The organism is Streptomyces sp. DT190, assembly GCF_049846985.1.
Classification (GTDB): domain Bacteria; phylum Actinomycetota; class Actinomycetes; order Streptomycetales; family Streptomycetaceae; genus Streptomyces.
Genome location: NZ_JBNCNM010000001.1, coordinates 412,111 through 434,650 on the forward strand (window position 1 = coordinate 412,111; position 22,540 = coordinate 434,650).

Genomic DNA, 22,540 nt, shown 5'->3' on the forward strand with positions numbered 1-22,540 from the left:
TCAGGCCGCCCCGAACGCCGAGAACGCCCACCCCGTCGCCTGGTGCAGGGCGTCGCTCGGGAGGGCGGCCCGGGCGTCGCGCAGGGCCTCCGCCAAGGACACGCCGGCGCCCAGGCCCTTGTGCAGGGCGAGCATCAGCGGCACCACCGCGGCGTCGTTGACGGGCGCGCTGCACGCCACCACGCCGGCCGTGCCCAGCGGCAGCAGCGCGGTCACCAGGCCGAGCAGCTCGTCGGCGCCCACGGAGGCGAAGCGGGCCGTGTCGCAGCAGGACAGGATGATCCGGTACGGGCTGCGGTCCAGCCGCTCGAAGTCGTGCACGACGATCGGCCCGTCCGCCATCCGCAGGGCGGAGAACAGCGGACTGTCCGCGCGGAACGTGCCGTGCGCCGCGATGTGCGCCAGTGCCGCCCCGTCCAGCTCCTGCAGGACCCGCGGCACGCGCGCCTGCCCCTCCTCCAGAACGGTCGCCCCGGGATACCGGCCGGCCAGTTCCGGCACCTCCGCACCGCCCGTCGCGAGCCCCGGGCCGCGCACCAGCACATGACGGCCCTCGGGCGGCGGCACCGTCTCCCGGGCGCGCAGCCAACTGCCCGCCGACGGCGACACGCTGAGCACCCGCTCCCGCAGCGACGGCAGCAGGGCCCACGGCACCCGGTGCAGCCGCCCCGGCGGCACGATCACCACCGGCCCGCCTCCCAGCCGCGCCGCCGCCGGTCCCAGCAGCAGCTCCTCCAGGCGCCGTCCGGCGGCCTCCACCACCGGCAGCCGCGCGTCCGCCCCGGGATGCGCCAGCCGCCGCAGCCCGGCCTGCACGTGCTCGGCCTCCCGCTCCGCCTCGGCGAGCAGCCCCGCCTCGAACCGGCGCACCCGCCCCCGCCCGCACAGCAGCACCTGCACCCGCCCGTCCAGCACGGCGAGTTCCACCAGCAGCGTCTCCTCGCCGAGATGCGCCAGCAGCCGCCCGACGTCGAAACGGTCACCGTCGCCGGGCGCCCCGCCCCGCATGTGCAGGGTCCGGGAGCGGATCACCCGTTCCAGCCGCCGCTGCTCCCGCTCCAGCGCCACGACCGGCCGGCCCTCCATCCGCGCGGCCTCGGCCCGTGCGGCGATCTCCCGGAAGGCGGTCATGCCGCTCAGCAGCTCCGGGTCGGCCGGCGGCCGGGTCGGCGGCGTGGCCAGCACGGTGGCCCGCCAGCGCTCGCTCCACACCAGCAACCGCCGCGGCCCGCCCGCGACCAGACTGGCCTGCTGCGCCAACGCCGCCAGCTCCGCGCCCTGTTCGGTGGCCCGGGCCCGCAACTCCGAGGCGCCCAGCGTCATCCGGTGGTCGTCGAGCACGTCCAGGCCCCGCCGGCAGGCCTCCAGCACGCCCCGCGCCGACCCGGCGGCCCGGGCCCGCAGCGCCTGCGCCGACCAGCCCGTCAGCCGGGCCAGCGGGGGACCGCTGCGCCGGCTGCGCGCCGCGACGGCCAGATGCCGCTCGGCGTCCGCCGTCCAGCCCAGATCCAGCGCGATCCGGCCCGCCAGCAGCGACGCCTCCGGCGCGGCCGGAGCGCCGAAGGAGGCCAGCTTCCCGGCCACCGCGGCGGCGTCCGCGACCAGCCGCCCCGAACCGCGCCCGGCCGCGTGCCGCGCCTCGATCAGCACCAGCCGGGCGTGCGTCTCCCACCACGTGCGCCGCTGCCCCGCGAACAGCCGTACGGCGAGGGCGGCGCGGGCGATCGCGGTGTGCGGGTCCCCGGCCAGCCGTGCCGCCCGCGCGGCGGCCAGCAGCAGCTCCGCCTTGCGGGTGGACTGCCCGCCGATCCCGTCGAGCCTGCCGATCGCGGAGTCCGCCTCCGCCAGCGCCTCGGGCGCCAGCCCGGCCGCCATCAGCACCTCGCAGCGCCGGATGTTCAGCATGAACGTCGGTGTGCCCAGCCGGGCGTAGCGCTCCTCCGCCTCGTCCAGCAGCCGCAGCGCCGCCGGCACGTCCCCGGAGCGGAACGCGGCCAGCCCCCGGCTCTCCACCGCGTCGGCCTTGTCGTGCTCCTGGCCGGTGGTCTCCCACAGTGCCTCGGCCGCGGTGAAGTCCGCCTCGGCCCGCTCCACCGCGCCGAGCGCGAGATGCACGGTCGCCCGCAGCGTCAGCGCCCGCGCCGTCCAGATCACGTCCTGCGCCTGCCGCAGCACGGGCACGGCACGGCGTACGTCCTCCAGCGCCTCGCGATGCCGGCCGAGCACCCACCACACGTACGCCCGCCGGTACAGCACCCGCGCCCTGGTGAGCCCGCCGCCGCGCGCCACACCGCGCTCGAACGCCGCCAGGCCCTCCCGGGTGCGGCCCGCATGCACCAGGGCAACTCCCGTGGTGGCCAGCACGTCCGCCTCCCGGTCGGCCGAGTCGGCGCGCGCCGCCGAGTCCCGGGCCCGCCGCAGATGGTGCAGGGCCAGCCGCAGATCGCCGAAGTCCCGCTGCCAGATGCCGATCACCTGGTGCGCGACGGAGGCGTGCAGCGGTGCGGGGTCGGCGTCCAGCAGCGCCCGGGCCCTCGTGAGAGCCTCGCCCGGGTCGGCGAACACCATCGGCAGCAGTTCCAGCACCGAGTCGCTTCCCGCTGTCACTCCTCGGATGGTAGTGGCACCGAACGGCACCCCACAGGTGCGGAGCTGTATCAAAAACCCGCCCGGCGACTCATGCCGACAGGATCGACGACCGCTCCGCGCACGACGACGCCGTCGCACCAACGGGAGGACACGCCATGGCACCTCAGCGATTCCACGAGCAGTTCGAGCAGATCCAGCGCTCGATGCCCGGCGTCCCCCTGGCGATGGGGCCCGACGACTCGGCCGAGTTCCTGTACGAGAAGGGCGTCGTCCTCGTCCGCGACGGCGAGGAGGCGCAGGTCGTCGAGGACACCGTGCGGGCGCACTTCACGGCGGCCCCCGACCTCGACCAGGAGCAGGTCCGCCGCGCGGGCCCGGCCTCCGGCCGCAGCGGCGTCACCCGGATCCGGGTCGGCGACCCCGGTGAGGGACACCGCGGAGCCGACCGGGCCGTCGCGCAGGCGCTGCGCTCGGTGCGCGAGCGCGAGGCGCGGGCCGGGCACCGGATGGTCGCCCGCAACCACGTGGTGCACATCGCGGTCAACGCCTGCCCCGGCGACGAACCGGTCCCCGCCCCGCTCAGCGAGCCACCCAACCCGGCGCCGGCCGACGTGCCCCACGACCCGGCCACGGCCGTCGGCGTCCTCGTCGTCGACACCGGCCTCACGCACGACTACCGCTCCTGCGCACTGCTCGCCCACACCGACGGCGACGCCCAGGCGCAGGAGTGCGACGAGCAGGGCGTCCTGCGGCAGTACGTCGGCCACGGCACGTTCATCGCCGGGCTGGTCGCCGCCGTCGCCCCCAACACCGACATCACCGTCCGCGGCACCCTCAACGACGCCGGCGCCGTCCTGGAGTCGGAGTTCGGCGAGAAGCTCTTCGAGGCCGTCGACGCCGGCGGCTGGCCCGACGTGCTCAGCCTGTCCGCCGGCACCTCCAACGGCCGCACGGACGGCCTGCTGGGCGTGGAGAACTTCATGCGGGAACTGCGCGCGCAGCGCACCCTGCTGGTCGCCGCCGCCGGCAACAACGCCGGCGCCAGCCCTTTCTGGCCCGCCGCCTACGCCGACCTGCCCGGCTGGGAGGACTCCGTGCTGTCGGTCGGCGCGCTGCGCAGCGACGGCGAGCACGGCGCCTGCTTCACCAACCACGGCCCCTGGGTGAAGGTCTACGCCCCCGGCGAGCGCCTCACCAGCGCCCTCACGGGTTTCGACACGCCCGTCCCGTACGTCTACCAGCACTCCACGTACGACGCCTGCCGCTACGGCTTCACCTACGACTGCACCTGCCGGCACCCGCGCCACAGCGGGGTCCTGAGCGACGAGGGCGGCGCGGGCAAGCCGGACCAGGTGATGTTCGAGGGCTACGCCCAGTGGAGCGGCACCTCCTTCGCCACCCCCGTGACCGCGGGCATGATCGCCGCGCACATGACGGCGCACAAGGAGACCGACCCGCGCGCGGCCCGGCGTCAACTCCTGCTCAGTCAGGCGGACTGGGCGGAAGTGCGCGGGGCGTACGTCCCGGCGCTGCGTCCGCCCACCTGGCGCCCGGTGCCGGTCGTGCGCCAGGCGCCCGGCCTGTGAGGGCCGAAGCCGCCCCCTCCGCGGCGTACGATGACGTGCCGTACACGAGGGGTGGGGCTGCCGTGGAACGTACTGATGCCGGCGCGCTCGTCCAGGCCGCGGCCGACGGCGACGCGGCTGCCTGGAAGGCGCTCGTGGAAGGGCTGAGCCCCTTGGTGTGGTCCGTGGTGCGGGCGCACCGGCTCTCCGACGCGGACGCCCACGAGGTGTACCAGACCGCGTGGTTCCGCTTCGCCCAGCACCTCGGGCGGATCCGCGAGCCCGACAAGGCGGGCGCGTGGCTGGCGAGCACCGCGCGTCACGAGTGCCTGAAGGTGATCAGGAGCGCGCAGCGGCTGACCCTGACCGACGATCCCCGGCTGCTGGACCGCGTCAGCGAGGACGGCACGCCGGAACAGTCGCTGCTCGACTCCGAGGAGGCCGCCGCCCAGAGCGAACGCGTCCGGCGGCTGTGGCAGGAGTTCGAAGAACTGGGCGAGCGCTGCAGGCAGTTGCTGCGGGTGCTGATGGCCACACCGCCGCCCAGCTACCAGGACGTGTCCGCCGCGCTCGGCATCGCGGTGGGCAGCATCGGGCCGCTGCGCCAGCGCTGCCTGCGCCGGCTGCGGGCCCGGCTAGAGGCGCGGGGGGCGATGTGAGCGGCATCGACGGCATCGACGGCACGGACGGCGGCGAGGACCTCTTCGACGAAGAGGACTTCGACGACGGGGACTTCGACGACGGGCTGCTGGAGGAGGAGCTGCGGCGGGCCGCCGCCGTCCTCGACCCGGTCCCGGCGGAGCTGCAGCAACTGGCCGTCGACGCCTACGCGCTGCACGGCCTCGACGCCCGCGTCGCCGAGCTGACCTTCGACTCCCTGGTCGACGCCCTCCCGGTCCGGGGCGCCCCCGCCGCTCCCCGGATGCTGACCTTCCGGGCGGGCGGGGTCACCGTCGACGTCGAGGTGACGCGGGACGGGCTGCTGGGGCAGGTGCTGCCGCCGCAGCCCGCCCGCATCGAGGTCCTGGGCGGCCCCCGCCCCGGCTCCCCGCTGACGGCGGACGACCTGGGCCGCTTCACCGCCGACGTCCCCCTGTCCGGCCCGTTCGCGCTACGGCTGCGCACGGCCGAGGACGTGGTCGTCACGGAGTGGCTGCGGGCCTAGTCCGGGCCCGCGAAGGACTTGACCGGGCCGGGCCGGCGAAGGGCCGGACCCGGGCCGTACCGGCGAGGGACGCGGTCTGGACGGCCGCCGGCTCGGCGACCCCGTTCACCAGGCGCAGGGAAGGGTCCGCGGCCCGCGGATCATCGTCCTGCGCCGCCAGGCGACCTGCTCCGGCGGGACGGCGAGCCGCAGCTCCGGCAGGCGCTGGAACAGGGTGGTGAGGAGCAGTTCGGTCTGGAGCCGGGCCAGGACCGCCCCGGTGCAGTAGTGCGGCCCGTTGCCGAAGGCCAGATGCGGGTTCGGCGCGCGGTCGGGGTCGATGCGGTCCGGCTCCGGGAAGACCTCCGGGTCGCGGTTGGCGGCGAGGTAGGAGACGTACACCGGGTCGCCCGCGCGGATCAGGTGCCCGTGCAGGTCGACGTCCTCCAGGGCGATCCGGGCCAGGCCGACGGAGCTGCGGTGCGGGATGTAGCGCAGCAGTTCGTCCAGGAGGGCCTCGCGCGCCTCGGGCCGCTCCTGCCACGCCCGCCGCAACTCCTCCCGGGTGAGCAGCAGGTACAGCATCTGCCCGCAGTTGTGGGTGACGGCCTCGCCGCCGATCTGCAGCGGCCCTGCGAGGCCGATCGCCTCGGTCGCGCCGAGGTCGCCGCGCGCCACGGCGGCGCCCAGCAGGGAGTACACGTCCTCGCCGGTGCCGTCCGCGCGGGAGCGGATCGTCTGTGTGATCCAGCCGTACAGGCTCTGCTTCGCCCGGTCGGCGGCCTCGGCCCCGCCCGAGGTGGAGATGATCTGCCGGGTCCAGGCGTGCACCCGCTCCCGGTCGGCCTCCGGGACTCCCATGACCTCGCTGACCAGCGCGATCGGGAACGGTTCGAGGACCCGCTCGATCAGGTCGGCGGGCGGCCCGTCCCGCACCACGTCCGCCACCAGCGCGTCGAGCATCTCCTGCGCGCGGGGCCGCAGCCGCTTCATCGCGCTGACGGTGAAGGCCCCGGCGACGGCCTTGCGCAACCGGTTGTGGTCGGGCTGGTCGGCGAAGGCGAGCGAACCGGGTCGCGGCTTGAAGTGCGGTGCCATGCGCGTCACCTGACGCCGGGTCACCTCGTGGCGGCCGAAGCGGGGATCGTTGGTGATCAGCCTGACGTCCTCGTGGCGGGTGGCCAGCCACGCCCAGCCCTCACCGAAGGGCAGCCGGATCCGGGTCAGCGGCCCCTCGCGCATCAGCTCCGTGAGGACCGGGTCGAAGTCGGTCCCGTCCAGGTCGAGGGCGGGCCAGTCCCGTACCGGGGGCGGGGCCTGGCCGGTCAGCGTGGTGGTCTCCTCCGTCATGCACCCACCCTCGCCGTGCCCCCGCCCGGTTGTCGCGCCGGAGTGCTCCAGCCGGTGGCCGCGACGGCTCAGCGGGACACCGCGTCGACGAGCCCGGCCAGCGCGCCGGCCAGCCGCTCAAGACCGGGCCCGGCCGGTCCGCCCGGCTCGGTCATGTAGGTGTCCCGGCGGATCTCCACCATCAGGGCCTCGACCCGCGGCTGACTGCCGTGGAACTCCAGCGGCACGTACGTCCCGCTGAAGGGGCTGTCCAGGCCCGTCTCCCCGAACGCCTCGCGGGCGGCCTCCAGCAGTGCGGCGGAGGTGTGGAAGGCGTCCGTGCCCAGGCACACCGGCGGCCGGGGCCCCTCGCCGTGCAGCTCGTACGGCAGCCGCCGGCTCGGGTACGAGTGCACGTCGATGATCACGGCCCGTCCGGTGGCCGCCAGCCGGTCCGCCACGGCCGTCGTCATCGCCCGCGCGTACGGCCGGAAGTACCGTTCGACGAGCGGCCCGGGGTCGGTGTCCGCCGGGCGCAGCGGCGCGCCGTGCGTGGTCCGCGTGTACACCGCGCCCATGCCGACGGACCGCATCTCCTCCCGCTCGTCCGGGAACCGCTCCGGGTCGACGACCAGCCGCGACAGCCGGTTCACGAACCGCCACGGCGGCACCGCGGCCCGTGCGGCCGCCGCCTCGGCGAGCCGGGCCGTGTGCGCGTCGGTGATGTGGTCGAGCTCGCGCGCGAGCGCCTCGTCGTCGAGCACGATCCCCGCGCGCACGTCGTCGGGGAGGGCCCGCGCGGAGTGCGGCACGTGGAGGATCACGGGGGAGCCGCCGGCGCCGGGCAGCAACTCGAAGGGCGGTACGGCAGGGGGCATGGGGCGGCTCCGGGGCGGTTGTCAGTGGCCTGGTGCATGATCGCAGCATGTCCCTCCGCAACCACGAAGTGGCCACACACCCGTTCCTCAAGGCCCTCTACGCAGACGACTACTACCCCGACCACGTGCTGGACCGGGGCAGGGAGATCCTGCTGCGGCTGTGCGCGCGGATCGAGGCCGAGCAGCCCGCCGACCCGGCGGCGCTGTACCCGCTGACCCACGCCGCCACCGAGGAGTTCAACGACCTCCAGACCTCCTTCGAGGAGGCCGGCAGCGAGATCGAGACGGTGGCGAGGGAGGAACTGGCGGAGGCCTTCTGGTTCGTCGCCCGGGCCTACGGCTTCGCGGACGCCGACGTGGAGGAGCTCATCGCCCCCCGCGACTGGTGAGACACGCCCGCGCCCCGGCCGGGCGCGATGCCGGCCGGGGCGCGGGTCAGCGGACCGGAGGGGGCCCGGGGCGTCAGCTCAGGGACGCCAGGGCCTCGTTCCACGTGGCGGACGGGCGCATGGCCTCCGCGGCCTTCGCCGGGTCGGGCTGGTAGTAGCCGCCGATGTCGACCGGCTTGCCCTGCACGGCGCCCAGCTCGTCGACGATCTTCTGCTCGTTCGCGGCGAGCGTCTCGGCGAGCGGGGCGAACGCCTTCGCCAGGTCGGCGTCGTCGCTCTGCTGCGCGAGCTCCTGCGCCCAGTACAGGGACAGGTAGAAGTGGCTGCCGCGGTTGTCGATGCCGCCGACGCGACGGGTCGGGGACTTGTCCTCGTTGAGGAAGGTCGCCGTGGCCCGGTCGAGGGTGTCGGCCAGCACCTGGGCGCGGGCGTTGCCCGTCACCTTGGCGTACTGCTCGAAGGACGGCACGAGCGCGAAGAACTCGCCGAGCGAGTCCCAGCGCAGGTAGTTCTCCTTGACCAGCTGCTGCACGTGCTTCGGCGCCGAGCCGCCCGCGCCCGTCTCGAACAGGCCGCCGCCCGCCATCAGCGGGACGACCGACAGCATCTTGGCGCTGGTGCCCAGCTCCAGGATCGGGAACAGGTCGGTCAGGTAGTCGCGCAGCACGTTGCCGGTGACGGAGATGGTGTTCTCGCCGCGGCGGATGCGCTCGACCGACAGCTTCGTCGCCTCGACCGGGGACAGGATCCGGATGTCCAGGCCCTCGGTGTCGTGCTCCGCCAGGTACGTCTTGACCTTGGCGATCAGGTTGGCGTCGTGGGCGCGGGTCTCGTCCAGCCAGAACACCGCCGGGTCGCCGGTGGCGCGGGCGCGGGTGACGGCCAGCTTCACCCAGTCCTTGATCGGCGCGTCCTTGGTCTGGCAGGCGCGGAAGATGTCACCGGCCGAGACGGCCTGCTCGATCAGGGCGGTGCCGTTCGCGTCGACCAGGCGGACCGTGCCCGTGGTGGCGATCTCGAAGGTCTTGTCGTGGCTGCCGTACTCCTCGGCCTTCTGCGCCATGAGGCCGACGTTCGGCACCGAGCCCATGGCGGCCGGGTCGAAGGCGCCGTTGGCCTTGCAGTCCTCGATCACGGCCTGGTAGACGCCCGCGTAGGAGGAGTCCGGGATGACCGCCAGGGCGTCGTGCTCCTGGCCGTCCGGGCCCCACATGTGGCCGGAGGTGCGGATCATCGCGGGCATGGAGGCGTCGATGATGACGTCCGAGGGGACGTGCAGGTTGGTGATGCCCTTGTCGGAGTCGACCATCGCCAGCTCCGGGCCCTCGGCGAGCTCGGCGTCGAAGGCGGCCTTGATCTCGGCGCCCTCGGGCAGGGCGTCGAGGCCCTTCCAGATGCCGCCCAGACCGTCGTTCGGGGTCAGGCCGGCCGCGGCGAGCTTGTCGCCGTACTGCGCGAACGTCTTCGGGAAGAAGGCGCGCACCACGTGGCCGAAGACGATCGGGTCGGAGACCTTCATCATCGTGGCCTTCAGGTGCACGGAGAACAGCACGCCCTGCGCCTTGGCCTCGGCGACCTGCGCGGTCAGGAACTCGCGCAGCGCGGCGACGCGCATCACGGAGGCGTCGACGACCTCGCCCTGCTGGACGGGTACGGACTCGCGCAGCACGGTGGTCGTGCCGTCGTCGCCGACGAGCTCGATGCGCAGCGCGCCGTCCTCGGCGATCACCACGGACTTCTCGGTGGAGCGGAAGTCGTTCTCGCCCATGGTCGCCACGCTGGTCCTGGACTCGGAAGTCCAGGCGCCCATGCGGTGCGGGTGGGACTTGGCGTAGTTCTTCACCGAGGCGGGGGCGCGGCGGTCGGAGTTGCCCTCACGCAGGACCGGGTTCACGGCGGAACCCTTGACCTTGTCGTAACGGGCGCGGATCTCGCGCTCCTCGTCGGTCTTCGGGTCGTCCGGGTAGTCCGGCAGCGCGTAGCCCTGGCCCTGCAGCTCGGCCACGGCGGCCTTGAGCTGCGGGATCGACGCCGAGATGTTCGGCAGCTTGATGATGTTGGCGGCGGGCGTCCTGGCCAGCTCGCCGAGCTCCGCGAGGGCGTCCGGGATGCGCTGGTCCTCGGTCAGGTACTCCGGGAACACGGCGATGATGCGCCCGGCCAGCGAGATGTCGCGGGTCTCCACCGGGACACCCGCCTGCGAGGCGTACGCCCGGACCACCGGCAGGAAGGAATACGTCGCCAGGGCGGGGGCCTCGTCAGTGTGCGTATAGATGATGGTCGAGTCAGTCACCGGGTGCTCCGCTCCACGTCTGCAACATTGCTCGACATCAAGATATCTCGTGATCGACCTCGTCTCGACAGGGGCCGGGGACCGGTTTCGGGCAACCGCCCGACCTGCCGTGACCGGCCGGACACGCGCTGTCGCCGGCGCCCGCCACCGAGGGGTGGCGATCACGCCGGCGACGCCGTGCGGGCGTGCCGCCTCAGTCGAAGCGGACGGACGCCACCTCGCCCGGCTCGATCGCGCCGGTGCGCTGCTGGGGGATGGCGACCGGGCCCTGCTGGAGCGTGACCGTCCGGGCCGGGGCGGGGATGCGGATGCCCTCGGCGCGGTAGCGCTTGTGCAGGCGCTTGATGAACTCGTGCTTGATCCGGTACTGGTCGCTGAACTCGCCGACGCCCAGGATGACGGTGAAGCCGATGCGGGAGTCGCCGAAGGTGTGGAACCGGATGATCGGCTCGTGGTCGGGCACGGCGCCCTCGACGTCCCGCATCGTCTCGGCGATGACCTCGTTGGTCACCCGCTCCACGTGGTCCAGATCGCTGTCGTAGGCCACGCCGACCTGCAGCAGGATGGTCAGCTGCTCCTCGGGGCGCATGAAGTTGGTCATGTTCGCCTTCGCGAGCTGACCGTTGGGGATGACCACGAGGTTGTTGGACAGGTTGCGGATCGTCGTCTGCCGCCAGTTGATGTCCTCGACGTAGCCCTCCTCACCGCTGCTGAGCCGGATGTAGTCACCCGGCTGGACGGTCTTGGAGGCGAGGATGTGGATGCCCGCGAAGAGGTTGGCGAGGGTGTCCTGCAGCGCCAGCGCCACCGCCAGACCGCCGACACCCAGGGCGGTGAGCATCGGGGCTATGGAGATCCCCAGCGTCTGCAGCACGACCAGGAAGCCGATCGCCAGGACCAGGATCCGGGTGATGTTGACGAAGATCGTGGCGGACCCGGCGACTCCGGAGCGGGACTGGGTGACCGAGCGCACCAGCCCGGCCACCACCCGCGCCGCCGACACCGTCGCGACGGAGATGAGCAGCACCGTCAGCACCTGGTTGGTGTGGTGCTGCACCGTCCGGGTCAGCGGCAGCACCGCCGCCGCGCCCGCCGCGCCGCCCACCACCGCGGCCCACGGCACCACGGCGCGCAGCGCGTGCACGATGACGTCGTCCCCGCTCCAGCGGGTGCGGTCGGCGTGCCCGCCCAGCCAGCGCAGCAGGACGCGCAGCGCGAACGCCGCCAGCAGGCCCGAGGCCAGGGCGATGCCGGCGAAGAGCAGATCGTCCACGGTGAGCGCCCGGTTCACCGGTCGCCTCCGGGGAGGTCAAGCGCGGCGAAGGCCGTCGTCGCCGGCGGTCGGATGTGCGGTGTCGTCACGTCGTCCCCTGCTCGTTTCCGGAAATCTCCGTCGGTGCCCGACCCGTCTGACCCGCGGTCGGCCCGGCCGTTCATCCTGCCGCATCCCGCACGGGGGTTCGTACCGCGGACGGGGGTGAGCGGAGCGTGAATCAGCGCACATGACGTACTGTCACGTGGTCGCTCTCACAGGGCCGGGTACGACCCGTGCCGGCCCGCGCCCGAGGCGAAACGCGCGGTGCCCTCCAGGCTCTCGGCCAGGACGCCCGCGCCGTGCCGGAACTCGGCCGCCGGCGCCGCCGGCGCGGCCAGACCCTCCTGGTCCGGGACGAAAGGCCCGGTCGGAGCGCAGGCAGGACTGCGGGAACCGGGCGATCCGCGCGGCCAGTTCCTCCGCCGCCGCGCGGGCGCGGCCGGGCGGTACGACACGGTCGGCCAGGCCCATGCCCAGGGCCTCGGCGGCCGGGACCGGACGGCCGGTGAGGATCAGGTCCAGGGCCCGGCCGGTGCCGATCAGCCGGGGCCGCCGCACGGTGCCGCCGTCGATCAGGGGCACGCCCCAGCGGCGGCAGAACGCGCCGAACACGGCGTCCTCCTCGACGACCCGCAGGTCGCACCGGAGCGCGAGCTCCAGGCCCCCGGCCACGGCGTGCCCGGCGACCGCGGCGGTCACCGGCTTCGACAGCCGCCTCCGGGTCGGCCCCATGGGGCCGTCGCCGTCCGGCTCGGCCCGGTTGCCGCGCCCGGTGCCGAGCGCCGTGAGGCCGGCGCTCGTGCAGACGTGTCGCCCTCACCCCACAGCACGGCGACCCGGGCCTCCTCGTCCGCCTCGAACGCCCGGAAAGCGGCGGCGAGTTCGGCCGCCGTCGGGCCGTCCACGGCGTTGCGCACCCCGGGGCGGGAGAGGACGACGGTGGTCACGGGCCCTTGACACTCGACGCGCACCGGCATGGTGAAGTCCCGTGTGCGTGACGGAGGTCGGCACGCCACCCGGCTCAGATCACCTTCAGCCGCACCAACGCCCCCAGCGTCAGCGCTCCCGGCACCAGCGGCAGCCAGACCGTGACGACCCGGAAGGCCAGGACCACCGCCGTGGCCACCGCGGCCGGGCCGCCGGCCGCGACCAGCGCCACCACCAGCGCCGCCTCCACCGAGCCGATCCCGCCCGGCGTGGGCACCAGCGCCACCGCGCACGTCGCCGCCAGGTACGCCACCGCCATGTGCGCCACCGGTACGTCGAGGCCCAGCGCCCGCCCCACCAGCACCAGCACGGACGCCTGCAGCGCGGGGAAGGCCAGCGCACCGCCCCACAGGGCCAGGGCCCGGGCGGGCCGGGTGTGCACCTCGCGTGCCTCGCCGAGCGCGGTGCGCAGGAACGACAGCAGGGCCGTGCGCAGCCGCCGGACCAGGACGAGCACGGCCACCGCGGTCACCAGCACCGCCGCGGCCCCCGCCAGCAGCGGGCCGAACGCCGTCTCCGGGACCAGCGTGCCGAGCCGCAGCGCGCCGGGGAACGCGAGGAGCAGGGCGCCCAGCAGGGCCACCCGGCCGACGCTCTCCGCCAGCAGGTACAGGGCGAGGGCCGCCGAGGAGCGGGCCAGGGGCAGCCCGCACACCGTCATGAACCGCAGGTTGACCGCGCTCGCGCCCAGCCCGGTCGGCAGCAGGTGGTTGGCCGCGCCCGCCGCGAACTGCGTGGCCAGCAGCCGCCGTCGGGGCAGTCGCTCGACGACCGCGCCCTGCCGGGTGCAGGCGGCCGCGACCCAGGTCAGACAGGTCGTGCCGACCGCGGCCAGCAGCCACGGCCACTGGGCGGTGCGCAGATGGGCGAAACCCTCGGCCAGCACCGAGCGGTGGCGCACCGCGACCACGGTCACGAGCAGCAACGGGAGCAGGCACAGCAGCTGCCGCAGGCGGCGGACCGGGACGCGACGGGGGAGCCGTCCCGGGCGGATGTCGGGGAGTTGTACCGCTGTCACGTCCGCAGAGGCTTCCCAGGCCGCGCCAACGGCGGGTTGCGGGAGCGCTGCCTGGGGATTGCCTGCGGGAAGCGGCTGTGTGGGAAGCGTCATCGGGGCCTTTGCGCGGACAGTCGGGGCAGAGGGGGATCGGGCCGATTGTGCGGGATGTCGGGGGTGCGACGCGAGTGCCTTGACCTCAAGAATGCTTGAGGTTCTACGTTTCCCCCCATGAGTATGGAGACCACGGCGTGGACCCAGCTGCACAGCGTCATGAACGCCCAGGAGGAACGCCGCCCCTTCGCCCTGGCGACCCTGCGCCGCATCGGCCGGTTCGCCCGCCCGCACCGGCGCCGCATCGCCCTGTTCGTCCTGCTCGGCGTCGGCACCGCGCTGCTCGCCGTGGCGACACCCGTCCTGGCCGGACGCGTCGTCGACGTGATCGTCTCGGACGGCGACGGGAGCACCGTCGTACGTCTGGCGCTGCTCATCGCGCTGATCGCGGTGGCGGAGGCGGCGCTCGGCATCCTCGGGCGCCGGCTCTCGGCGACCCTGGGCGAACACCTCATCCTCGATCTGCGCACCGCCGTCTTCGACCATGTGCAGCGCATGCCGATCGCGTTCTTCACACGCACTCGTACGGGCGCCCTCGTCTCCCGGCTCAACAACGACGTCATCGGCGCCCAGCGCGCGTTCAGCAACACCCTCTCCGGCGTGGTCAGCAACCTCGTCACGCTGCTGCTCACCCTCGCCGTGATGCTGACCCTGTCCTGGCAGATCACCCTGCTCGCGCTGGTGCTGCTGCCGGTGTTCGTGATCCCGGCCCGGCGCATGGGCAGCCGGATGGCCCGGATGCAGCGCGAGGCGGCGACCCTCAACGCGGCGATGGGCACCCGCATGACCGAGCGCTTCTCCGCCCCCGGCGCCACCCTGGTCAAACTCTTCGGACGCCCCGAGGAGGAGTCCCGCGAGTTCGCCGAACGGGCCCGCAGGGTCGCCGACATCGGCATCCGCACGGCCACGGCCCAGGCGGCCTTCATCACCGCCCTCACCCTGGTCTCCGCCCTGGCCCTCGCCCTCGTCTACGGCCTCGGCGGCTACCTCGCCCTGCGCGGCACCCTGGAGCCCGGCGCGGTCGTCTCGCTGGCCCTGCTGCTGACCCGGCTCTACGCGCCGCTCACCGCGCTCGCCGGGGCGCGCGTGGAGGTGATGAGCGCCCTGGTCAGCTTCGAGCGGGTCTTCGAGGTCCTCGACCTGAGGCCGCTCATCGAGGAGAAGCCGGACGCGCGCCCGGTGCCCGAGGGGCCCGTGGGGGTCGAGTTCGACGACGTCCGCTTCGGCTACCCCGCCGCCGACAAGGTCTCCCTGGCCTCCCTGGAGGAGGTCGCCGCCCTGGACGGACGCGGCGGCGAGGAGGTGCTGCACGGCATCTCCTTCCGCGCCGAGCCGGGACAGACGGTGGCGCTCGTCGGCTCCTCCGGCGCGGGCAAGTCGACCATCGCGCAGTTGCTGCCGCGGCTGTACGACACCGACGCGGGCGCCGTCCGCATCGGCGGCACCGACGTCCGCGACCTCACGGCACGGTCCCTGCGGGAGACCCTCGGCATGGTCACCCAGGACGGGCACCTCTTCCACGACACCGTCCGCGCCAACCTGCTGCTCGCCCGGCCCGAGGCCACCGAGGAGGAGCTGTGGGACGCCCTGCGCCGGGCCCGTCTCGACACCCTCGTCCGGTCCCTGCCCGACGGCCTCGGCACCGTCGTCGGCGAACGCGGCTACCGCCTCTCCGGCGGCGAACGCCAGCGCATGACCATCGCCCGGCTGCTGCTGGCCCGCCAGCGCGTCGTCATCCTCGACGAGGCCACCGCCCACCTCGACAACACCTCCGAGGCCGCCGTCCAGGAGGCGCTCGCCGAAGCCCTCGACGGCCGCACGGCGATCGTGATCGCCCACCGGCTCTCCACCGTCCGGGCGGCCGACCAGATCCTGGTGATCGAGGCCGGCCGGATCGTGGAACGCGGCACCCACGAGGAACTCCTGGCGGCGCGAGGGCGCTACGCGGAGCTCCACCGCACCCAGTTCGGCGAGGCGGGCCTCGCGGTGGACGAAGCCGCCCAGGCCGTGTCCGCACAGCCCCTCCTGCCCCGCGGCGCCTGACCGGGCGGGGTGAACGCCGCCCGGGGCCGGTCCGTACTCCCTGCGAGTACGCAACCGACAGAGCCCGCACCCGGAGAGGCGACGTGCCCCAGCAGCGACCGACCGCAGGAACCCCCGACCGGACCCCGTCCCGCACCAGGCGCCTGCGCGCCGTCACCGCGGCCGGGGTCCTGGCCGTGCTGCCCCTCGCCACGGCGTGCGGCGGCGACGACGCCGAGGCGGCGGCGAAGCCGAGCGCGTCCGGGGCACCCGCCGCCGGGGTCGTCGCGCCGGCGAAGGTGGAGGTGATCGCCGGACTCGCCGGCTGCACGGCGAAGATCCGCACCGAGGCGGACGAACTGCGCGAGGGCGTGTGCCACACCCCGAAGGGCGACTTCCTCATCACCACCTTCCCCGAGGAACGGCTCAAGGAGACCTGGCTGGAGTCGGCGAGCGTGTACGGGGGCAGGTACCTGGTCGGCATGCGCTGGGTGGTCAGCGCCAAGCCCGGGATGCTGGAGCCGCTGCGCGCGAAACTGGGCGGCACCATCCGGGAGTTGTCGGGCATCGGCCCCCGCCCGGGCAGCTCCTGACCTCAACGGGCGCGACAGCTCCCTTCCGGTTTCCGCAGGTGGACGTCATGATGGTGCGACTCGGCACAGGAGCCGCCGCCTGACGTGTGGCGGCAGCGCAGATTGAGTCCACCGTGGTCGCCACCTTCCGTCGCCACTCGCTCGCGGGCGAGATGCTGGTGCTCCAGCTCGCCATCGTCGTGGTGGTGCTGCTGGCGGTCGCCGCGGTCTCCCTCGCCCAGTCGCAGGCCACGTTCAACCGCGTCGAGGGGCGCCGGGTCGCCGCACTGGCCGAGCAGCTGGCCGCCAACCCGCTGGTGCGCAGCCAGCTGGTGCGGCCCGCCCCCGGGGAGTCGCTCGCCCCGCTGGTGCTCTCCACACAGGCGCAGTCCGGGGTGACCTCCGTGACCGTGGCCGACGCCACCGGACGGATCGTCAGCTCGACGGACCCCACGACGATCGGCGCGCGCATGCCGCTGGGGCCGGGCACCCGGCAGGGCCGGGGCTGGTCCGGGCAGCTGACGCTGGACGGCGACCGCGAGCTCGCCGCCCAGGTCCCCGTCCTCGGCGCGACCGAGCAGAACCTCGGCCGGGTCCTCGGCACGGTGATGATCGGCGAGGCCGCCCCGACGGTGTGGCAGCGGCTCAACGGCGCCTCCTCCTACCTGCTCGCCTACCTGGGCATCGCCAGCGGCCTCGGCGTGGCCGGCTCCTGGCTGCTCGCGCGGCGCGTGAAGCGGCAGACCCTCGGGCTGGAGCCGGGCGAGATCGCCGGGCTGGCCGAGCACCGGGAGGCCATGCTGTACGGGATCGCCGAGGGCGTGGTGGCCCTGGACCCGCAGCACCGGCTCACCCTCGTCAACGACATGGGCCGCCGGCTGCTCGACCTGCCCGAGGACTGCGTCGGCCAGAGCCTGGACGGACTGGGCATCGACGGGCGGCTGCGCGACGTGCTGGCCGGGACCGCCGCCGGCACCCGGGACGAGGTCGTGGTGCGCCACGGCCGGGTCCTGGTGATGAACCGGATGACCGTCACCAAGGACGGCCGGCTCCTCGGCTCGGTCACCACCCTGCGCGACCGGACCGAACTCGCCCGTCTCGAGCGGGAGATCGGCTCCTTCCGCAGCTCCTCGGAGCTGCTGCGCGCGCAGGCCCACGAGTTCGCCAACCAGCTGCACACCATCTCCGGGCTGATCCAGATCGGCGAGCAGGACGAAGTGGTGCGCTACATCCGCGCGTTGAGCCGGCGCCGCCAGTCCCTGGACGTCACCCTCAGCCGCCGGGTCCGGGACACGGCGGTGGCCGCGCTGCTGATGGCGAAGGCGTCCCTCGCGGCCGAGCGGAGGGTCAGCCTGCGCATCTCCGACGACACCGCGCTGGAGCGGCTGGCCCCGGAGGACGCCGCCGACGTGGCGACCGTCGTGGGCAACCTGGTGGACAACGCCGTCGACGCCGCCGGGCAGGACGACGACGCGTGGGTGGAGGTGGCGTTGCGGCAGGACGCCTCCAGCGTGGAGATCGTGGTCCGCGACTCCGGCCCGGGAGTGGCTCCCGAGCTGGCCCGCGAGGTGTTCTCCCACGGCTTCACCACCAAGGCGGCCCGGGAGGGCGAGCGCGGGATCGGACTGGCCCTGACCAAGCTGGTCTGCGAACGGCACGGGGGAGAGATCTCGGTGTCCAACACCCCCGACGGGGCCGTATTCACCGCACGCCTGACCGTCGGCCACCTCACCGGCACGGTGGCGGAAGGAGCGGCCCCATGACGGAGCAGGGCAGGACGGGGCAGGACAGGGCGGAACAGAGCGCCGCGGGCAAGGCGGAACAGGGCAGTCTGGAGCAGGGCAAGGTGGAGCTGGGCAAGGTGAAGCAGAGCACGGCTGCGCAGAGCACGGCGGGGCAGCGCAAGGCCGCGCGGCGCAAGGCGGGGCGGAGCGGCGCGGAGCAGGACACGACGGACACCATCGACGTCCTCGTGGTGGACGACGACTTCATGGTGGCCAGGGTCCACCGCGCCTTCGTCGAACGCGTCGCACCGTTCCGCGTCGTCGGCGTCGCCCACACCGGCGCCCAGGCGATCGAGGCCGCCGGCGCCCTGCGTCCCGACCTGGTCCTGCTCGACCTGTACCTCCCCGACCTCTTCGGCCTCGACGTGATCCCCCGGCTGCGCAGCGCCGGCCTCGACTGCGACGTCATGGTGATCAGCGCCGCGCAGGAGGCCGACACCGTGCGCGGCGCGGTCCGCCGCGGGGTGGCCGACTACCTCCTCAAGCCCTTCGACTTCCAGGACCTGCGCGCCCGCCTGGAACGCTACGCCGCCCAGCGGGGCCGGCTGCTGACCGCCGTGGTCCGCGGCCAGGCCGACGTGGACCGCGTCCTGGCGGGCGCGTTCGCCCCGGCGGCGGCCCCCACGCTGCCCAAGGGCATGAGCGCGGAGACCGCCGGCCTCGTCGAACGCGCCCTGCGCGCGGCGGACGGCACCCTGTCCGCCACCGAGTGCGCGGCCCTGACCGGCGTGTCCCGCGTGAGCGCCCGCCGCTACCTGGAGTACTTCCACAGCACCGGAAGCGCGGAGGTCTCCCTGCGCTACGGCGCCGCGGGACGCCCGGAACGCCGTTACGCCTGGCGGACCTGACCCCGGCGCCCATGCCCCCGCCCCGCGGTGCCCGGACCGCCGCTACCACATCCCGGTCGCCGGTCGCCCGATCGCGGCCTGATCCGCCGGCAGCCCCCGCGGACGCGACCGGTGCTGCTGTAATGAGCGCGGGCCTCGGTGCCGCGCTGCGCCCGGCACCGAGGGGCCGGCCGCCGACGGCACTCGGCGCGGTGCGGCCCGGCACACGGGCCAGGCAGACAGGGGGACACAACGGTCATGGAGAACTTGCGGCCCGGCGATCCGGCACAGGTGGGGGACTACCGGCTGCTCCGGCGGCTCGGAGCCGGAGGCATGGGGCAGGTGTTCCTCGGACGGTCGCCACGGGGGCGCACGGTCGCCGTGAAGCTGGTCCACGCGCAGCTGGCGTACGACTCGGAGTTCCGCCGCCGGTTCCGCGCGGAGGTGGCCGCGGCGCGGCGCGTGGGCGGGGAGTGGACGGCTCCGGTCCTGGACGCCGACACCGAGGCGGACACGCCGTGGGTGGCCACCGGGTACGTCGCCGGACCCACGCTGCACCAGGCGGTGACCGGGCTCTGCGGGCCGCTGCCCGAGCAGTCGGTGTGGCACCTGGCCGCCGGCCTGGCGCGTGCGCTGCAGAGCATCCACGCCTGCGGGCTGGTGCACCGGGACCTCAAGCCGTCGAACGTCATGCTGACGGTCAACGGCCCCCGGGTGATCGACTTCGGGGTCGCCCGCGCCGCGGACGCCAGTGTGCTGACCCGCACCGGCGCGATGGTCGGCTCCCCGGGATTCATGTCGCCCGAGCAGATCCTGGGTGGTGAAATCACCGGGCTGAGCGACGTGTTCAGCCTCGGCCTGGTGCTGGCGTTCGCCGCCACCGGCAGGCAGGCGTTCGGGAGCCCCGACAGCGGTGCCCACGCGATCATGCTGAGGGTGACCGAGAACGAGCCGGACCTGGAGGGCATGTCCGGGTCGCTGGCCGCGTTCGTGAGGCGGTGTCTCGCCAAGCGGCCCGAGGACCGGATCCCGCTGTCCGAGATCGTGAGGTCGGCGGAGGCGGCCACGGCGGACGCCGACCCGGCCGCGTGGCTTCCGGGCGCCCTGATGGTGGAGCTCGGCCGGCACGCGTCCGGCCTGCTCGACCTGGAGGAGCCACCGCCGCCGACCCGGCTCGACGACCCGTCCGCGGGCCGGGGCGCGGACGCCGTGCACGCCCTGCCCACCGCCCACGGCGGACGCGTCCCGCCCCCGCCGCCGGGCACCCCGACGCCGGCACCTCACGGCACTCCGACGCCGCCGCCCCCGGTCTTCGCACCGGCCCCGACGCCCACGCCGACACCACGGATGACGGTGGCGACCCCGCCGATGCCGCCGGTACCGGGCGGTTTCCGTCCCGGTGGCCGCCGCAGGGGCGGGGTCGGCCCCGCCGTGCTGGTCGCGTCGGCCCTCGTGGCCGTGCTGGCCGTCGTCCTGGCCGTGCAGCTCCCCGGCCTCGGAGGCGACGACGACCGGGCCGGCTCCCGGGCGTCGGGGGCTGCTCCCTCCAGCTCTGCCCCGAAGGCTTCCGCCGCCGACTACAAGGGGAGATGGACCGGCAACGTGCGCGAGGCCGACAACGACCTCTACTCGATCGCGGTGGACTACAAGGGCGGCGCGATCGGCGATCAGGTGGCCACCGTCGAGTACCCGTCGCTGGCGTGCAGCGGCCGGTGGATCCTCACCATGGACACCGGGCACTCGGTCCAGGTCCGCGAGGAGATCACCGAGGAGAGCAGCCCGCTGAACTGCGTCGACGAGGTCGACATCGTCCTCACCCCGGTGGGTGGCGACAGCCTGCGCTACGAGGTGACGAGCGTGCAGGACACCGGAACGCTGCGGCGGGGCCACTGACCTGACGCAGGGCCGGCCGGCCTCAGTCCGGCAACGGCAGGGGAGGCAGCCGCTGGTACTCGGTACGGCCCCGGTTGAGCACCGAGATCGTCGCGGCGGACAACCAGGGCACGGTCGGCCCGGCCAGCCGCATCGGCTCCCACTGCTGGTAGTCGGTGAACAGCGCCCACTGGTCGAGCACCGGGAGGAAACCGACGATCTCGTGGTGCCGCAGCGACACCCAGCGGTTCTCGGCCGCGACGTGCAGCAGCATGCGGCGGTCGGTGAGGATCGCGCGGCAGGGGGAGAAGTCCCGCCACTGCGCCTGGGCCATCGCCTGGGCCCGGCTGCGGGCGCTGCTGTTGGCGACCGCGTCCCCGACCAGCCCGGCGGCGACGAACAGCGGCGACCCGAAGTAGAAGCCCGACTGCTGGTTGTAGGTGACGTTCATGGCGTAGAAGCGCGAGTAGTGCGCCGTGACGTCGCCGTACGCGACCTCCCCCACTTCGAGCAGCACGCCCGGAGTGGGAACCGGGGCCAACTCCCCACCGCCGCGCAGGTGCCGGTGCAGAGAACACGCGGCCTCCCAGCCCTGCTGGTGCAGGGCCCGCACCTGCTCGTCCGCTGAATCCTGACGTGGCACTGCCCATCGCCCCCCACGCGACCCGGAACAGGTGGATCTCCTTCGGCCCTCATGATGCCAGGCGCGAACCGGTCCGGACCCGGGGCCGGTCCCTGGCTCGCCCGCCGGGAGAGGGTCGTACTGGCCCGCACCAGCAGCCAGAGCCGCGGTCGGGAAACCGGTGGCTGTTCAGACCTGCTGCTCGAACTCCAGGGCTTCGTACCGGCGCCCTGCGATGTCCTCGCGGGTGCCGACGATCAGGGTCTGGGTGTAGACGCCGGGGTCGATCGACTGACCGTGTATCTGTGCGAGGAGGACGAGATCGCCCTCGTCCGGAGCTGACTGCCAAGGGCTGGAGAAACCGCCCAGCTGGACGGCGACTCCGTGCGAGGCGCCGCCCGCCGCCGCACTCCGCACGGCGTCCTCGAAATCGTCCAGGATGTCGTCCCGGTCCGCGCCACCGTCCAGGAACGCGCTGGTCGCGGGGGAGTCGCGCCAGTCGGGTGAGACGGTCAGTCCCGGCACCGGATACAGAACATCCGGCGGGTAGACCCTGACCTGCTCCGGCTCCCCGTCGAACTCGTACGTCGCCGGGCGCTCCGTGGTCCGCACGTCGGCGGGAACGTGCAGCACCACCGACGACTCCGGCTCGTACTCGATCTGGGTGAAGAACAACAGGCTGCCGTCGGAGGGCAGTTCGATGTCCAGGGCTTCCCGAGGGAGCGCCGCGCAGTCGACGGTCAGCACCAGGGGGTCGCGCCCCTCGGGCCAGTCGACGCCGTCCGGCAGGGAGGGGAGGCCTCCCGTGCGCGCGGCAGGACGGGCCTCTTCCTGCTGGGCGAGCGTTAGGCCCTGGACACCGACCAGATGAAGGCACGGCCGGGAGCCGGCGAGCAGTTCCTGTGCGACCGGCCCCGGAACGCCATGCCTCTCGGCGGTCGTGGCTGGACAGCTCTCCCATGGGATGGGGATGTTCTTCGAAGAGTGCGGCCGTCCCCGACCCCTTGCCCACCCTCGCCCAACGAGTTCAGGCCCCACGGCCCGCCGGGGACCCGGTCAGCGGACGGTCGCGGAATACGCCAAGCAGTGGCGCCCCGGCAGCCGAGAATGAGGGAACTCCATGGGCTGGGACGTGGACAGCGCCATTGACAGGCACACCACAGAAGTGACGGGAGGGCCTGGACGGTACGGGTGAGCGCATTGCGGGTCGCGAGGAGACTGTATCCGCTGGGCAGATGCAC

Annotated in this window: 17 protein-coding genes and 1 pseudogene; 9 read left to right on the plus strand and 9 right to left on the minus strand. The window is 74.0% G+C overall.

Features of this window, described 5'->3' with window-relative positions; translation table 11 throughout:
* Window positions 1-2,568 (minus strand): CHAT domain-containing protein, encoded by a 2,568-nt coding sequence (locus ACPXCS_RS01790; RefSeq protein WP_425946411.1) that lies wholly within the window; start codon window positions 2,566-2,568, stop codon window positions 1-3.
* A gap of 176 nt (window positions 2,569-2,744) precedes the next feature.
* Here ACPXCS_RS01790 and ACPXCS_RS01795 point away from each other — a divergent pair, with 176 nt between their 5' ends.
* From ACPXCS_RS01795 to ACPXCS_RS01805, 3 genes are all read left to right on the plus strand, one after another.
* Window positions 2,745-4,175: a S8/S53 family peptidase gene (locus tag ACPXCS_RS01795; RefSeq protein ID WP_425946124.1), complete on the plus strand. Its 1,431-nt coding sequence runs from the start codon at window positions 2,745-2,747 to the stop codon at window positions 4,173-4,175.
* A gap of 62 nt (window positions 4,176-4,237) precedes the next feature.
* Complete coding sequence (locus tag ACPXCS_RS01800; RefSeq protein WP_425946125.1) at window positions 4,238-4,813, plus strand: RNA polymerase sigma factor; 576 nt, start codon at window positions 4,238-4,240, stop codon at window positions 4,811-4,813.
* Window positions 4,810-5,319, plus strand: a complete 510-nt coding sequence (locus ACPXCS_RS01805) for a hypothetical protein (RefSeq protein WP_425946126.1) — start codon at window positions 4,810-4,812, stop codon at window positions 5,317-5,319. The genes ACPXCS_RS01800 and ACPXCS_RS01805 overlap by 4 nt, the downstream gene beginning before the upstream one ends.
* 105 nt (window positions 5,320-5,424) lie before the next feature.
* On the opposite strand, the gene ACPXCS_RS01810 is transcribed toward ACPXCS_RS01805, so the two are convergent.
* Both ACPXCS_RS01810 and ACPXCS_RS01815 read right to left on the minus strand, forming a co-directional pair.
* Window positions 5,425-6,648 (minus strand): cytochrome P450, encoded by a 1,224-nt coding sequence (locus tag ACPXCS_RS01810; protein ID WP_425946127.1) that lies wholly within the window; start codon window positions 6,646-6,648, stop codon window positions 5,425-5,427.
* 68 nt (window positions 6,649-6,716) lie between these two features.
* On the minus strand, window positions 6,717-7,505 hold the full coding sequence (locus ACPXCS_RS01815) for an N-formylglutamate amidohydrolase (protein ID WP_425946128.1): 789 nt from the start codon (window positions 7,503-7,505) through the stop codon (window positions 6,717-6,719).
* Between the two features lie 47 nt (window positions 7,506-7,552).
* On the opposite strand from ACPXCS_RS01815, the gene ACPXCS_RS01820 reads away from it, so the two are divergent.
* Window positions 7,553-7,894: a DUF5713 family protein gene (locus ACPXCS_RS01820; RefSeq protein ID WP_425946129.1), complete on the plus strand. Its 342-nt coding sequence runs from the start codon at window positions 7,553-7,555 to the stop codon at window positions 7,892-7,894.
* Between the two features lie 73 nt (window positions 7,895-7,967).
* Here the strand turns inward: ACPXCS_RS01820 and ACPXCS_RS01825 are convergent, their stop codons facing one another.
* The 4 genes and pseudogenes from ACPXCS_RS01825 to ACPXCS_RS01840 all read right to left on the minus strand — a co-directional run bounded on the left by ACPXCS_RS01825 (window position 7,968) and on the right by ACPXCS_RS01840 (window position 13,507).
* Complete coding sequence (locus ACPXCS_RS01825; protein ID WP_425946130.1) at window positions 7,968-10,187, minus strand: NADP-dependent isocitrate dehydrogenase; 2,220 nt, start codon at window positions 10,185-10,187, stop codon at window positions 7,968-7,970.
* Window positions 10,188-10,380: 193 nt separating this feature from the next.
* Window positions 10,381-11,478, minus strand: coding sequence for a mechanosensitive ion channel family protein (locus tag ACPXCS_RS01830; RefSeq protein ID WP_425946131.1), 1,098 nt, complete (start codon window positions 11,476-11,478; stop codon window positions 10,381-10,383).
* Between the two features lie 236 nt (window positions 11,479-11,714).
* Window positions 11,715-12,479, minus strand: a pseudogene (locus ACPXCS_RS01835) (crotonase/enoyl-CoA hydratase family protein).
* 44 nt (window positions 12,480-12,523) lie between these two features.
* Entirely contained in the window at window positions 12,524-13,507 is a 984-nt protein-coding gene (locus tag ACPXCS_RS01840; protein ID WP_425946132.1) for a lysylphosphatidylglycerol synthase transmembrane domain-containing protein, read from the minus strand.
* 210 nt (window positions 13,508-13,717) lie between these two features.
* Between ACPXCS_RS01840 and ACPXCS_RS01845 the strand changes: the two genes are divergently transcribed.
* From ACPXCS_RS01845 to ACPXCS_RS01865, 5 genes are all read left to right on the plus strand, one after another.
* A complete protein-coding gene (locus ACPXCS_RS01845) occupies window positions 13,718-15,643 on the plus strand; it encodes an ABC transporter ATP-binding protein (RefSeq protein ID WP_425946133.1) in 1,926 nt (641 codons plus the stop codon).
* An 83-nt stretch (window positions 15,644-15,726) separates the two neighbouring features.
* Window positions 15,727-16,215 (plus strand): hypothetical protein, encoded by a 489-nt coding sequence (locus tag ACPXCS_RS01850; protein ID WP_425946134.1) that lies wholly within the window; start codon window positions 15,727-15,729, stop codon window positions 16,213-16,215.
* 113 nt (window positions 16,216-16,328) lie between these two features.
* Window positions 16,329-17,957 carry an ATP-binding protein gene (locus ACPXCS_RS01855; RefSeq protein WP_425946412.1) on the plus strand — a complete coding sequence of 543 codons (1,629 nt, stop codon included), beginning with the start codon at window positions 16,329-16,331 and terminating at the stop codon, window positions 17,955-17,957.
* Window positions 17,958-18,154: 197 nt separating this feature from the next.
* Window positions 18,155-18,826, plus strand: a complete 672-nt coding sequence (locus tag ACPXCS_RS01860) for a response regulator (RefSeq protein ID WP_425946414.1) — start codon at window positions 18,155-18,157, stop codon at window positions 18,824-18,826.
* Window positions 18,827-19,063: 237 nt separating this feature from the next.
* Entirely contained in the window at window positions 19,064-20,698 is a 1,635-nt protein-coding gene (locus tag ACPXCS_RS01865) for a serine/threonine-protein kinase (RefSeq protein ID WP_425946135.1), read from the plus strand.
* A gap of 22 nt (window positions 20,699-20,720) precedes the next feature.
* Here the strand turns inward: ACPXCS_RS01865 and ACPXCS_RS01870 are convergent, their stop codons facing one another.
* Together ACPXCS_RS01870 and ACPXCS_RS01875 are read right to left on the minus strand one after the other, a co-directional pair.
* Window positions 20,721-21,320: a hypothetical protein gene (locus ACPXCS_RS01870; protein WP_425946136.1), complete on the minus strand. Its 600-nt coding sequence runs from the start codon at window positions 21,318-21,320 to the stop codon at window positions 20,721-20,723.
* Between the two features lie 168 nt (window positions 21,321-21,488).
* On the minus strand, window positions 21,489-22,337 hold the full coding sequence (locus ACPXCS_RS01875) for a DUF1963 domain-containing protein (RefSeq protein WP_425946137.1): 849 nt from the start codon (window positions 22,335-22,337) through the stop codon (window positions 21,489-21,491).
* Between the last annotated feature and the right edge of the window lie 203 nt (window positions 22,338-22,540).

Coding starts and splice junctions, on each gene's coding strand:
- ACPXCS_RS01795 (WP_425946124.1), top strand. CDS start 2,745: ATGGCACCTCAGCGATTCCACGAGCAGTTCGAGCAGATCCAGCGCTCG.
- ACPXCS_RS01820 (WP_425946129.1), top strand. CDS start 7,553: ATGTCCCTCCGCAACCACGAAGTGGCCACACACCCGTTCCTCAAGGCC.
- ACPXCS_RS01865 (WP_425946135.1), top strand. CDS start 19,064: ATGGAGAACTTGCGGCCCGGCGATCCGGCACAGGTGGGGGACTACCGG.
- ACPXCS_RS01790 (WP_425946411.1), bottom strand. CDS start 2,568: ATGGTGTTCGCCGACCCGGGCGAGGCTCTCACGAGGGCCCGGGCGCTG.
- ACPXCS_RS01815 (WP_425946128.1), bottom strand. CDS start 7,505: ATGCCCCCTGCCGTACCGCCCTTCGAGTTGCTGCCCGGCGCCGGCGGC.
- ACPXCS_RS01845 (WP_425946133.1), top strand. CDS start 13,718: ATGAGTATGGAGACCACGGCGTGGACCCAGCTGCACAGCGTCATGAAC.
- ACPXCS_RS01810 (WP_425946127.1), bottom strand. CDS start 6,648: ATGACGGAGGAGACCACCACGCTGACCGGCCAGGCCCCGCCCCCGGTA.